This is a genomic window from Mycobacterium sp., from assembly GCF_035603715.1.
GTDB lineage: Bacteria > Actinomycetota > Actinomycetes > Mycobacteriales > Mycobacteriaceae > Mycobacterium.
In genome coordinates this window covers 1-11,943 of sequence record NZ_DATNJW010000417.1, presented here as the reverse complement: position 1 = coordinate 11,943, position 11,943 = coordinate 1, and the positions used below count along the sequence as shown (strand labels likewise).

The 11,943-nt window shown below is 65.6% G+C and carries 13 protein-coding genes; 7 read left to right on the top strand and 6 right to left on the bottom strand.

All coding sequences use genetic code 11. The features are described 5' to 3' along the window. The 3 genes from sdhA to sdhC all read right to left on the bottom strand — a co-directional run. A partial coding sequence (gene sdhA / locus VN856_RS17220; protein WP_325691130.1) for a succinate dehydrogenase flavoprotein subunit occupies nucleotides 1-1,505 on the bottom strand: 1,505 nt, incomplete at its 3' end. A gap of 10 nt (nucleotides 1,506-1,515) precedes the next feature. Next, nucleotides 1,516-1,983: a succinate dehydrogenase hydrophobic membrane anchor subunit gene (locus VN856_RS17215; RefSeq protein WP_325691128.1), complete on the bottom strand. Its 468-nt coding sequence runs from the start codon at nucleotides 1,981-1,983 to the stop codon at nucleotides 1,516-1,518. Then, the gene (sdhC, locus tag VN856_RS17210; protein WP_414686984.1) at nucleotides 1,980-2,318 is read right to left on the bottom strand and encodes a succinate dehydrogenase, cytochrome b556 subunit; all 339 of its coding nucleotides are present in this window, start codon (nucleotides 2,316-2,318) and stop codon (nucleotides 1,980-1,982) included. The genes VN856_RS17215 and sdhC overlap by 4 nt, the downstream gene beginning before the upstream one ends. A gap of 298 nt (nucleotides 2,319-2,616) precedes the next feature. Between sdhC and VN856_RS17205 the strand changes: the two genes are divergently transcribed. From VN856_RS17205 to VN856_RS17195, 3 genes are read left to right on the top strand one after another with little or no spacing between them, the layout of a single operon-like run. Beyond that, a complete protein-coding gene (locus tag VN856_RS17205) occupies nucleotides 2,617-3,030 on the top strand; it encodes a cytidine deaminase (RefSeq protein ID WP_414686983.1) in 414 nt (137 codons plus the stop codon). Then, nucleotides 3,027-4,319, top strand: a complete 1,293-nt coding sequence (locus VN856_RS17200) for a thymidine phosphorylase (protein WP_325691124.1) — start codon at nucleotides 3,027-3,029, stop codon at nucleotides 4,317-4,319. Before VN856_RS17205 ends, VN856_RS17200 begins: the two co-directional genes overlap by 4 nt. After that, nucleotides 4,319-5,407 (top strand): adenosine deaminase, encoded by a 1,089-nt coding sequence (locus VN856_RS17195; RefSeq protein WP_325691122.1) that lies wholly within the window; start codon nucleotides 4,319-4,321, stop codon nucleotides 5,405-5,407. The genes VN856_RS17200 and VN856_RS17195 overlap by 1 nt, the downstream gene beginning before the upstream one ends. On the opposite strand, the gene VN856_RS17190 is transcribed toward VN856_RS17195, so the two are convergent. After that, nucleotides 5,408-6,229 carry a mycofactocin-coupled SDR family oxidoreductase gene (locus tag VN856_RS17190; RefSeq protein WP_325691121.1) on the bottom strand — a complete coding sequence of 274 codons (822 nt, stop codon included), beginning with the start codon at nucleotides 6,227-6,229 and terminating at the stop codon, nucleotides 5,408-5,410. 70 nt (nucleotides 6,230-6,299) lie between these two features. Here VN856_RS17190 and VN856_RS17185 point away from each other — a divergent pair, with 70 nt between their 5' ends. Genes VN856_RS17185 through VN856_RS17170 form a run of 4 tightly spaced genes read left to right on the top strand, consistent with a single transcriptional unit; the run spans nucleotide 6,300 to nucleotide 10,000 of the window. Then, nucleotides 6,300-6,743, top strand: a complete 444-nt coding sequence (locus VN856_RS17185; protein WP_325691119.1) for a nuclear transport factor 2 family protein — start codon at nucleotides 6,300-6,302, stop codon at nucleotides 6,741-6,743. Between the two features lie 4 nt (nucleotides 6,744-6,747). Beyond that, nucleotides 6,748-7,917 (top strand): sulfotransferase, encoded by a 1,170-nt coding sequence (locus VN856_RS17180; RefSeq protein ID WP_325691118.1) that lies wholly within the window; start codon nucleotides 6,748-6,750, stop codon nucleotides 7,915-7,917. A 9-nt stretch (nucleotides 7,918-7,926) separates the two neighbouring features. Continuing rightward, complete coding sequence (locus VN856_RS17175; protein WP_325691116.1) at nucleotides 7,927-9,171, top strand: hypothetical protein; 1,245 nt, start codon at nucleotides 7,927-7,929, stop codon at nucleotides 9,169-9,171. A 1-nt stretch (nucleotide 9,172) separates the two neighbouring features. After that, nucleotides 9,173-10,000 carry an oxidoreductase gene (locus tag VN856_RS17170; protein ID WP_325691115.1) on the top strand — a complete coding sequence of 276 codons (828 nt, stop codon included), beginning with the start codon at nucleotides 9,173-9,175 and terminating at the stop codon, nucleotides 9,998-10,000. An 11-nt stretch (nucleotides 10,001-10,011) separates the two neighbouring features. Here VN856_RS17170 and VN856_RS17165 read toward each other — a convergent pair whose 3' ends face one another. Further along, complete coding sequence (locus VN856_RS17165; RefSeq protein WP_325691113.1) at nucleotides 10,012-11,286, bottom strand: primosomal protein; 1,275 nt, start codon at nucleotides 11,284-11,286, stop codon at nucleotides 10,012-10,014. A 38-nt stretch (nucleotides 11,287-11,324) separates the two neighbouring features. Then, a partial coding sequence (locus tag VN856_RS17160) for an alkaline phosphatase family protein (RefSeq protein ID WP_325691112.1) occupies nucleotides 11,325-11,943 on the bottom strand: 619 nt, incomplete at its 5' end.

Below are 11,943 nucleotides of genomic sequence, written 5' to 3'. Positions count from 1 at the left end.
TTGAAGCGCTTTCCCTTGTCGTGCACCGAGATTCGGGAATACCGCTCCTTGAGCGCGTGAATATCGGTGAGCGCCTGCTTGAGCGTCTCCTCGGTGCGGAACACCGCGGCATTGTTGTCCATCGTCTGTTGCAGCGCGCCGCGAATATCGGCGACCCGCTCGTTGCCGTGCTCGGACAGGATGTCGCCGACCCAGCCGACTACCATCGTGGCCGGGTCCGGTGGCATGTCGACGAAGTCGTGACCCTTGGCGTAGGCGGCCGCCGCGATGCCGGCGCGCCGGCCAAAGACGTTGATGTCCAACAGCGAATTGGTGCCGAGTCGGTTGGCGCCGTGCACCGATACGCATGCACATTCGCCGGCCGCGTACAGACCCGGCACGGTGTTGGTGTTGTCCCGCAGCACCTGACCGGTGATCGTGGTCGGGATGCCGCCCATCACGTAGTGGCACGTCGGGTAGACCGGAACCAATTCTTTGACCGGGTCCACTCCGAGGTAGGTGCGGGCGAACTCGGTGATGTCGGGCAGCTTGGCGGCCAACACATCCGCACCGAGGTGACGGACGTCGATGTAGACATAGTCCTTGTGTGGACCCGCCCCGCGGCCCTCGAGCACTTCGCGCACCATCGAGCGGGCGACGATGTCACGGGGAGCCAGGTCGACGATCGTCGGCGCGTAGCGCTCCATGAAGCGCTCGCCTTCCCCGTTCAGCAGCCGGCCGCCCTCGCCGCGCACCGCCTCCGAGATCAGGATGCCCAGGCCCGCCAGGCCGGTCGGGTGGAACTGATGAAATTCCATGTCCTCCAACGGAAGTCCTTTGCGGAACACGATGCCGATACCATCACCGGTCAGCGTGTGGGCGTTCGACGTGGTCTTGTACATCCGGCCCGAACCGCCGGTGGCGAGCACGACGGCCTTGGCGTGGAAGACGTGAATGTGGCCGGTGGCCAGTTCGTAGGCCACCACGCCGGTGGCCACCGGGCCCTTCGGGGTCTCGGTGAGCACCAGGTCAAGAGCGTAGAACTCGTTGAAGAACTCGACGTCGTGCTTGACGCAGTTCTGGTACAGCGTCTGCAGAATCATGTGGCCGGTACGGTCTGCGGCGTAACAGGATCGGCGTACCGGGGCCTTGCCGTGGTCTCGGGTGTGGCCGCCGAAGCGGCGCTGGTCGATGCGGCCCTCCGGCGTCCGGTTGAACGGCATCCCCATCTTTTCCAGATCGAGCACCGCGTCGATGGCTTCCTTGCACATGATCTCGACGGCGTCCTGATCGGCGAGATAGTCGCCGCCCTTGACGGTGTCGAAGGTGTGCCACTCCCAGTTGTCGTCCTCGACGTTGGCCAGCGCCGCGCACATGCCGCCCTGGGCCGCGCCGGTATGGCTTCGGGTCGGGTAGAGCTTCGTCAGAACCGCTGTGCGCACCCGGGGCCCGGCCTCCACGGCGGCCCGCATCCCGGCGCCGCCGGCACCGACGATCACCACGTCGTAACGGTGTTCGCTAATCACGGCTCGCCTTTCAGGAAATGTTCGGGTCGAACGTCAGCAGCACATATGTGCCCAGCACCAACGTGAAGGCCATCGACAACGCCAGCAGGGTGTTCAGCCAGAAACGGGTGGAATCCTTGCGGCTGTAGTCGTCGATGATGGTGCGAAGGCCGTTGCCGCCGTGCAGCTGTGCCAGCCAGAGCAACAGCAGATCCCAGGTCTGCCAGAACGGCGAGTGCCAGCGCTGCGCAACGTAGTTGAAGTCGATGCGATAGACGCCGTCCTGCCACATCAGCATCACGAACAAATGCCCGAGGGCCAGGAATACCAGCACGATGCCGGAGAACCGCATGAACAGCCAGGCGTATTTCTCGAAGTTGGGCATGCCGGAGCGCCGGCGTGGGGATCGTGGGTTGTCCAGACTGGCCGGACGGTCGTGGCTGCGCTGCCGCACCGGGGCGATCTGCCCGCGGCCGAGTTGAAGGTCGGGTGAGCTCATCGGAAGTGCCCGATCATGTGGATCGCCACGACGACTCCCGCCGGGACCATCACCAACGTCCACACGATGCCAATCGTCCACAGCATCAGCCGCTGATACCGCGGGCCCTGTGCCCAGAAGTCGATCAGAATGACACGGATGCCGTTGAGCGCGTGGTAAAGCACCGCGGCCACCAGCCCCAGCTCCATCAAGCCCACGATCGGCGTCTTGTACGTCGAGATGACTTCGTTGTAGGCCTGCGGGCTGATCCGGACCAGCGCGGTGTCCAGCACGTGGATGAACAGGAAGAAGAAGACGGTCGCTCCGGTGATGCGGTGCAGCACCCACGACCACATTCCCGGATCGCCCCGGTAGAGGGTCCGGCGTAGCCGCCGTAGGCGCGATGATCCCTCCGGCGTAGCCGGATTCGCAGATGTCGTCGTCGTCATCAGCGTCTCCACTCTCGTAACGACTGCAGTGGGCTACTTAATCTAGCCCGATTCTCCCGGCCGATTAGCCCCATTCTTGCTGCCGAATCAAGCACTTCGTGTCCGCCGACGCCTTTACGCGCGCAGAATCTAGGCTGGCCTTGTGAAGTAGCCAACAGTAAGTGGGGTAGTCGGATGCATTGCAGCTATGTGCGGTACGGGGATCGTGGCCGACACGATTGACTGGAAATCGCTGCGGGACAAAGCAATCCACGCAGCACGCGGGGCATATGCGCCGTACTCGGGGTTCCCCGTGGGCGCAGCCGCGGTGGTCGATGACGGCCGGATCATCACCGGCTGCAATGTGGAGAATGTCTCATATGGGCTAGGTCTCTGCGCCGAGTGCGCGGTGGTGTGTGCCCTGCATTCGACGGGCGGCGGCAGGCTGCGCGCACTGGTCTGCGTTGACGGCGGCGGCGCACTGCTGATGCCGTGTGGCCGGTGCCGTCAGGTGCTCTTGGAACACGGCGGGCCGGACCTGCTCATCGACCACCCCGAGGGGCCGCGACGGCTCGGGGTCCTACTGCCTGACGCCTTCGGTCCGGACGATATCGCCGCTTACCGGCCGGACCGCGCGTGAATCACTTCGATGCGCCGACGGTGATCAGAACCAAACGCGACGGGGGCCGGCTGTCGGACGCCGCGATCGACTGGGTCATCGACGCGTACACCCACGGTCAGGTCGCCGACGAGCAGATGTCGGCACTGCTGATGGCGGTGTTCCTGCGCGGCATGGACTACGGCGAGACCGCGCGCTGGACGGCGGCCATGGTGGCGTCCGGTGAGCAGCTGGACTTCACCGACTTGCGCCGCGACGGAAGTCCACTGAAGACCGTTGACAAACATTCCACCGGCGGGGTGGGGGACAAGATCACGCTGCCGCTGGTGTCCGTGATCGCCGCGTGCGGAGGCGCGGTGCCACAGGCCTCCGGCCGCGGACTCGGCCACACCGGCGGCACCCTGGACAAGCTGGAGTCGATCGCGGGTTTCACCGGGGTGTTGACCAATGCACAAGTGCGACAACAGCTGTGCGATATCGGCGCGGCCATCTTCGCGGCCGGTCAGCTGGCGCCGGCCGACGCGAAACTCTATGCGCTGCGCGACATCACGGCGACCGTCGAGTCATTGCCGCTGATCACGAGTTCGGTGATGAGCAAGAAGATCGCCGAAGGTGCCGGTGCGTTGGTGCTCGACGTCAAGGTCGGCTCCGGCGCCTTCGTGCAATCCGAATCGTTGGCTCGCGAGCTCGCCGAAACGATGGTGGCGGTGGGCGCAGAACACGGGCTGCCGACCTGTGCGGTGCTGACCGACATGAATCGCCCGCTCGGCGCGGCTATCGGCAACGCGCTCGAGGTCGCCGAGGCGCTGGAGGTGCTGGCCGGCGGCGGCCCGCCTGACGTGGTCGAGCTGACGGTGGGCCTGGCCCGCGAGATGCTGGAGATCGCCGGGATCGACCGGGGAGACCCGGAGCAGACATTGCGCGACGGGACCGCGATGGACCGATTCCGCGCACTGATCGCGGCGCAGGGCGGGGACTTGTCCGTACCGTTGCCGGTTGGTAAGTACTCCGAAACCGTTATCGCCACGCGAAGCGGCACAATGGGCGATATCGACGCAATGGCAGTGGGGCTGGCGGTGTGGCGGCTCGGCGCGGGCAGGTCCCGTCCGGGTGAGAAAGTCCAGCCCGGCGCCGGGATTCAGATCCACCGGCGCCCCGGAAGTCCAGTGACGGCCGGCGAGCCGCTGTTCACGCTCTACACCGATACTCCGCAGCGGTTCGCGCGGGCGATGGCCGAACTGGACGCGGGTTTCACCGTGACCGACATGCCGCCGGTCGCACGGCCACTGATCATCGATCGGATCACCTGATGACGACGCCGCTGAATCTGGAGACGATCAAGCGGGCGCCGAAGGCGCTGCTGCACGATCATCTCGACGGCGGCCTGCGCCCGGCCACCGTCATCGACATCGCCGGCCAGACCGGCTACGACGGCCTGCCGAGCACCGACGCCGATGAACTCGCGCAGTGGTTTCGCACCGCGTCGCACAGTGGTTCGTTGGAGCGCTACCTCGAACCGTTCTCGCACACCGTTGCGGTGATGCAGACCCCGGAGGCGTTGCACCGGGTGGCCTTCGAATGCGTGGAAGATCTGGCCGCTGACTCGGTGGTCTACGCCGAGGTGCGGTTCGCCCCCGAATTGCACATCAACCGGGGGTTGTCGTTCGACGCCGTCACCGACGCGGTGCTTGCCGGTTTCGTCGACGGCGAGAAGGCGGCCGCGGCGGCGGGGCATCCCATCGTGGTGCGGTGCCTGGTCACCGCGATGCGGCACGCTGCGGTGTCCCGCGAGATCGCCGAGCTGGCAATCCGGTTCCGCGACAAGGGCGTGGTCGGGTTCGACATCGCCGGCGCCGAGGCCGGCTACCCCCCGACCCGACACCTGGATGCTTTCGAGTACATGCGAAACAACAACGCCCGCTTCACGATTCATGCGGGTGAGGCGTTCGGGCTGCCGTCCATTCAGGAGGCAATCGCATTCTGCGGCGCCGACCGACTGGGTCACGGAGTCCGCATCGTCGACGACATCGACGTCGCCGACGATGGCGAAGTACGACTCGGCTTGCTCGCATCGATCTTGCGGGACAAGCGGGTTCCGCTCGAGATGTGTCCGAGTTCCAACGTGCAGACCGGCGCGGTCGCCAGCATCGCCGAGCATCCGTTCGATCTGCTGGCCCGCACCCGGTTCCGGGTCACGGTCAACACCGACAACCGGCTGATGAGCGATACCACGATGACTCGTGAGATGGCTCTTCTCGTCGACGCATTCGGCTATGGCTGGAGCGACCTGCTGCGGTTCACGGTCAACGCGATGAAGTCCGCGTTCATCCCGTTCGACGAGCGACTGGCGATCATCGACGAGGTGATCAAGCCGCGATACGCGGTGCTGGTCGGCTAGCTACATGACGAGGTGGCCCGCGTCGACGGGAACCGACACGCCGGTGACGTAACGGGCCCGCGGGCTGACGAGCCACAACACGGCCTCGGTCACGTCTTGCGACTCGACCAGCGGCACGTCGGGCAGCAACATCTGCGAGACGGCCGGATTCGGATTCTCGGTCATGCCTTTTATCACGAAGTCGTTGATGATCATCGGTGTCGCGACACCACTGGGGTTGACCGAGTTGACCCGAATCTTGTGTGGCGCATACGCGTTCGCCGCCGATCGCATCAGGCCCACCACTCCGTGTTTGGATGCGGCGTAGGCGAACATCGCGGCGCTGCCGTCACCGCCCCGACCGGTCAGGCCTTGCGATGAGCTGACCAAGACGACCGACCCGCCGCGTCCCTTGCGGATGATGGAGGGCACCGTCGCCAACATGGTGTGCCACACACCCTTGAGGTTGGTGTCGACGATCGTGGTGAACACCGGCTCGGCGCGGGTCGCCGGGTCGCCGATCGCCACCACTCCGGCATTGGCGATGACGATGTCGATGTCGCCGAGGTCGTCGATGCCGGTTTGCACGCCCGCCTCCAACGCGGCGAGGTCGCGGACATCGGCGATAACGGGCACCGCTTTGCGGCCCGTGGCTTGCACCAGCCGCGCGGTTTTGTCGAGATCGGATTTGGTCGCCAGTGGGTAGGGGATCGCGTCGATATCGGCGCAAATGTCGACCGCGATGATGTCGGCGCCTTGCTCGGCCAACGCGACGGCGTGGCTGCGGCCCTGCCCGCGCGCCGCGCCGGTGATGACGGCGACGGTGTTGTCTAGTTCACCCATGACCGGAAACGTACCTGGCGATTCGTCCCAAAACGACGGAGACTCGGGCCGGTTCTGCCAGGATTTCGGGGTGAGTGATAGCGACCGGGAAATCACCAACCTGATCTACCACTACGCCGAGATCCTCGACGGCGGCGACTTGGACGGCGTGGCCGAACTATTCGCGCACGGGCGGATCTGCGGCGTCGAAAACGGACCTCCGGAGACGGTGTTCGAGGGGACGGCCGGCGTCCGGAAGATGTACGAGATGGCCACCCGGATCTACGAGGACGGCACTCCGAAGACCAGACACAACACCAGCAATGTGCAGCTCTGGATCGACGAGGCCGAGGGTACCGCGCGCAGCCGGTCCTACTACAGCGTCACCCAGGCCACTCCCGACCTGCCGTTGCAGGTGATCGTGACCGGGCATTACAAGGACACGTTCCACCGGCTGGACGGTGTGTGGTGGTTCGACAGCCGCATCATGTTCGTCGACCAGGTTGGCGACGTCAGCCAGCACCTGAAGTTCTGACCGCGTGGAGCCTTTCGCCCCTGCCGCCGTGCTCGCCGATGCGCAGCGAAAGGAGTCGCTGACCGACTGGGGGCCCGGGGATTTCGAGCATCCGTTGGGTGTGCTACTGGATGACTACGCGGCCGCGGACCTGAACGCGATTGGAGTGCTCATCCTGCGGTCGGGCATCGTGCACAGCCTGCGCATGCGGTTGCGCGCTCAGGAGTGGATTCGCCGACACCCGGAGATTCTGCAGGAGCGCATCGTGGCACCGACCGTCGTTGTCGGGATGATGCGCAGCGGGACAACGCTGTTGCAGCGACTGCTGGCGGCCGACCCGCGGTTCAACTGTGCCCACGGCTGGGAGGTGGTCGAGGCCGCGCCGCGACTCGACCACCAGTTCAACGACGTCGACCCGCGCATCGCGATCAGCGAAGTGCGCGAAGCCAAGTCCCGCGAACTCGCGCCGGACCTGTTCGTCATTCACCCGATGTATGCGCGGGAGGCCGAAGAGGAGATCGTCTTCCTGGCCGACGCGTTCTTGTCACACGTGCCCGAGTCCGGCGCACATCTTCCGCGTTACCGGTCCTGGCTCGACGAGCAGGACTTCACGCCGGCCTACGACTACCTGCACCGGATGCTGCAGTTTCTGCAGTGGCAGAAGCGGCAGCGAGGTGAGGCCGCGGTGCGCTGGGTGCTCAAGTCACCTGCCCACCTCGGCTATCTGGACGTATTGCGAGCCCAGTTCGGCGATCTGCACATCGTGCACATGCACCGCGACCCCCGCGCCACGATCGCCTCGGGGGCCAGCCTCAACTCCACCCTGCACGCGATGCACGCCGACAGCGTCGACCGGCAGCGGGTCGGCGCGCAGTGGTTGCAGCGGATGGGCTGGACCAACGATCGCGCGATGGCGGCACGCGACGATTGGGCCGACGAATCTGCCCGGGTCACCGACATCGGCTTCGACGACGCGGTCGCAGACCCGATCGGACAAGTGACCCGGGTGTACGACGCCATCGACCTGCCACTGACGGCCGAGGCGGAAACGGCGATGCAGCTCTGGCTGAAGGAACGTCCTCGCGAGGCGGCACGGCCGCCCTACGCACTGGGCGATTACGGCCTGCTTCCAGAACAGGTCGACGATCGTTTTGCGTTGTACAACAAGCGTTTTGAACAGTATGTCGGGAAGTGAGGAGAGCTTATGGTAGCCGACCCGGTTGCGACGGCAGCCCAGCACGAACAGGAACTGGCCGCGCTCGATCTGATCGAGCATCCAGTGGTGAAGGCGGCCTATCAGACCGTCGCCGAAACCTGGCTGGGTCGGGCGAAGGCATCCCCAGCGATGCGGGAGAGGTTCGACGACGCGTTCGCCGAGGTGATGTTCTCGGCCGCCGTGTGGTCGTCCAACCAGGACAAGTTGCGACCCAAAGTCAGTTGCATCACCCGGCTGGCGCATCCGGTGGACGGCCGTCGAATCCCCGGATCACGTTGGGGCATCGACAATCCCGACAGCGTCTATCGGGTGATCCCGATATCGGGTGACGAACGTTACGAGATTCACGGCCGGGTCGGCGACCACCGCATGACCGAGAACTACTTCACGCTGTGGGACGCCCACATGGGCACCGTCGACGTGCTCAACGGCCGCACCATGCAGGTGGATTCCGACGGCAGCTTCACCATCACCGTCGACGCCGAGCCCGCCAACGGGCGGCCCAACCATGTCCGCAGCACCCCTGAGGCGCACGAGTTCTACATCCGCGATGTGCTGCTGGATTGGGGCCGCGACGACCCGAATCACTTTGAGGTTCAACGGCTGGGCGGCGCACCGGGAACGCCCGCCCGAACCCGCGACGAGCAGGCCGAGGCGACTGCGGCGATGATGGCGCACTTCGCGGACTTCACTGGAAAGCTCAGCCACGGCGTGTACAAGATGCCGCCGAACCATTTCAACCTGGCGTGGTCGGCGGACAAGGTCGGCGCGATGCGCAACCAGGTCTACGTGATGGGCCGCTTCGATCTCGCGGAGGACGAGGCGTTCGTCGTCGACGTGAGCGACGGCGGCGCCGAATACTTCACCGTTCCGCTGAGCAACATCTGGGGCACCACGCTCGATCTCGTCGACCGAACCGGCAGCCTGAACAAGGCGCAGTCGGTCGTCAATGAGGACGGCAGCTACACCTACGTCATCTCGGCGGACGATCCCGGTGTGGCGAACTGGATCGACTCCGATGGGCTGCGAGAAGGCATCCTGACGCTGCGGATGGCCGAGTTCGGAAAGTCCGGCCCGCGTGAGGATCTCGGCGCCCGCGGACGGGTGATCAAGCTGGATCGGTTAGATGCCGAGGTGCCACGTCTGCGGCGAGTCAGCGCCCAGGAGCGGGCCACTCAGCTGGCCGACCGTCGTAAGGCCTATCTGCGGCGCCTGCCGGAAGGAACAGCCTGAGATGGCCCGCTGGTTGATCACCGGCTGCTCGACCGGCTTTGGGCGCGAGATCGCCCACGCGGCGCTCGAGGACGGCCACAGCGTGGTGGTGACGGCGCGACGGGCCGAGGCGGTGCAGGACTTCGTCGAAGAGTTCGGCGACCGCGCGGTCGCCGTCGCGCTCGACGTGACCGACGCCGGCCAGATCGCGGCGGCGGTCGCGGCGGCGGAGCAGGCGTTCGGCGGAGTCGACGTGCTGATCAACAACGCCGGTCACGGATACCTGTCCGCGGTCGAGGAAGGCGAAGACGCCGAGGTTCGAAAGCTGTTCGATGTCAACTACTTCGGTTCGGTCGACATGATCAAGGCGGTGCTGCCTTCGATGCGGGCCCGCGGTTCGGGGCACATCGTCAACATCTCGTCGATGACCGGCCTGGTGGCCAACCCGCCGAACGCGTACTACTCGTCGACGAAATTCGCGCTGGAGGCGGTGACCGAGGCGCTGGCCACCGAGGTGCGGCCGCTGGGCATCAAGGTCACCGCTGTCGAGCCGGGCGCTTTCCGTACCGACTGGGCGACGCGATCGATGAAAGAATCCGGCCGGCCGATCGCCGACTACGCCGACGTGGCGGCGCGCAAGGACCTGATCAAGCAGTTCGCCGACCACCTGCCGGGTGACCCGCGCAAGGTGGCCGAGGCGGTGCTGATGGTGACCAAGCTCGACGACCCACCGCTGCGGTTGCTGCTGGGCCGCGACGTGCTCAAGGCGATGCGCGACAAGATCGCGGCAATGTCGGCGTCGATCGAAGAGTGGAAAGCCGTCACCAAGGACGTGAACTTCCCGGACTAGCCGGCTACGCGCTATTCGCGCCTTAGCCGCGACTCCACGAACCGCTCCAGTTCCTCGTAGGACTGCACGGCTTTGGCGTACGGCGGCTTTGGCTCGCTCACCGAGTCGGGGTCCAGGACGTAGGCCACCAGCCGGCCCAACGGCTGGTCGGTCTCGAGCGCCTCGTCGACGGTGTTCTCCTCGGCGTAGTCCCCGACATCGCGGAGGAACTCGACGGCCAGATCCAGCTGCTCGTGATCCACCTCATCCGGCCCGTGCGCGAGATCGTCGGCCAACCCGGTCAGTACGTAGACGTTGTCGTCGGTGATATCGACGTGCAGCGAGCCATCGGTGGCCGCCGTGCGGATGTCGGCATACGTGCTCAGGTCGGACAAATCGTGGTCGTGTTCATCGGCGAGGTATCGCGCCAGTGCCCGCTCGGAGCTGAAGACGCTGATTCGACCGTTGCGGCCCAAAAAGATTGGACGATCGTCGAAGTAGCAGCGTAGCGAGTAGAACGTGCCCGCACTGGTCATGATCCGGATCGGGTCGATGCCGACCTTCACCCAGAAGTCCTCGTCGGCGCCGAGCACCACGTTGTCGCCGGCGGCCCGGGGCGGCGCGTCGTCCTCCGCGTCGTCCTGCACCGCGGTCTCGGCGTCCTCGTCGGCCGTCTCCGGTTCGTCGGGGGCCTCGAGTTCTTCTTCGACCGGCTCGGCGAGCTCGGCCGCGGCGGCGTCCGACACTGTGCTGTCCACATCCGGGGTGCTGACGATCTCGTCGACGGCGCTCAGCACGTCATCCCAGCTACGTGCGACGACATCGGCGATGGCATGCCACCGCTTGAGCCCGGCCTTGCCGGTGAAGTGGTCGATCCCGCCGCTCAGCGTGCCCAGCGTCGGGTTGCCGTTGAAGAACTTCATCACCGCCGGCAGTTCGCACACCGATCCGATCGACGAGACGATCGTCAGCGCGTTGGCCAGCGTCTCCAACGAGTCGGCGGTCGGCTTGTCCGAAACCACGTCTTCGACCGCAACCAGGTCGAAGTGCTTGTCGTCGGCGGGCTCCAGTTTGTGGGCGTTGGCCTCGGTCAGCTCTTTCCACGCCGGATGGTCGACGAGGTCATTGTCGGTGTTGGTGCGTACGAACGCGACCAGGTCGGCGGGCGTCTCGAAGATGTAGAGGTCTTCGTCCTTGCCCAGAAAGGCCTCCCACTCGTCGCCGGCGTCGCGCCAGCGGGGCGCCCACACGGTGTAGCGGTCACCGTCGGTCAGGCTCAAGCGGATTGGCACAAGGTCAGCAGCCATGCGGCAAACAATAGCGACGCTCTACCCGCGGACCGGGGTCAGGCACCCCAGATGTCGGCGATGGCGGGCGCTCTGGTGGCGTAGCCGAGCTTGGGCAGCCCGTACATCGCCTCGAGGGTGGACAGCACGTTGTAGTGGCTGATCGGCTCGTTGTAGGTGCCGGGCCGGACTCCTGCGCCGTAGAACACCGTCGGAATCTGATTGCGGGAGGTGTTGTCGTCCTCGTCCCAGGTCAGGATCAGCAGGCTGTTGTTGGCCCTCGCCCACGCGGCGTACTGGGACAAGTTCTGGTAGAGCCACTGGTCGCCCTGCGCGATCGAACCGTCGTGCATGTCGTCGTCGAGGTTGGGGATGACCATCGAGACGGTCGGCAGGCCGGCGTAGTTGGACGGGGCCGGAAACGCCGAGAACGGCAGCGAGTGCGAGCCCGGGATATTGGTGAAACTGGCCCACGGCACATGCTTGCGCGCATATTTGCCCGCCCGGCAGTCTTCCGAGCCCGGTGTGGGCAGACTTTCCGCGAAGCCCACGAAGCTGTGGCCGGCCGCGAGTAGCTGCGAGCCGAGGTTGGGTTCGTTGCCGGCATTGACCGGACAGACGTTCTCCTTGACCAGTGTGTTACCGGCGAACAACGCGTAGTAGTTCGGTTCGCTGGGA

Bases quoted from the DNA above. Each gene is read 5' to 3' on its own strand.
- VN856_RS17215 (WP_325691128.1), bottom strand. From the start codon at position 1,983: ATGAGCTCACCCGACCTTCAACTCGGCCGCGGGCAGATCGCCCCGGTG.
- VN856_RS17165 (WP_325691113.1), bottom strand. From the start codon at position 11,286: ATGGCTGCTGACCTTGTGCCAATCCGCTTGAGCCTGACCGACGGTGAC.
- sdhC (WP_414686984.1), bottom strand. From the start codon at position 2,318: ATGTGGTCGTGGGTGCTGCACCGCATCACCGGAGCGACCGTCTTCTTC.
- VN856_RS17175 (WP_325691116.1), top strand. From the start codon at position 7,927: ATGGTAGCCGACCCGGTTGCGACGGCAGCCCAGCACGAACAGGAACTG.
- VN856_RS17195 (WP_325691122.1), top strand. From the start codon at position 4,319: ATGACGACGCCGCTGAATCTGGAGACGATCAAGCGGGCGCCGAAGGCG.
- VN856_RS17170 (WP_325691115.1), top strand. From the start codon at position 9,173: ATGGCCCGCTGGTTGATCACCGGCTGCTCGACCGGCTTTGGGCGCGAG.
- VN856_RS17190 (WP_325691121.1), bottom strand. From the start codon at position 6,229: ATGGGTGAACTAGACAACACCGTCGCCGTCATCACCGGCGCGGCGCGC.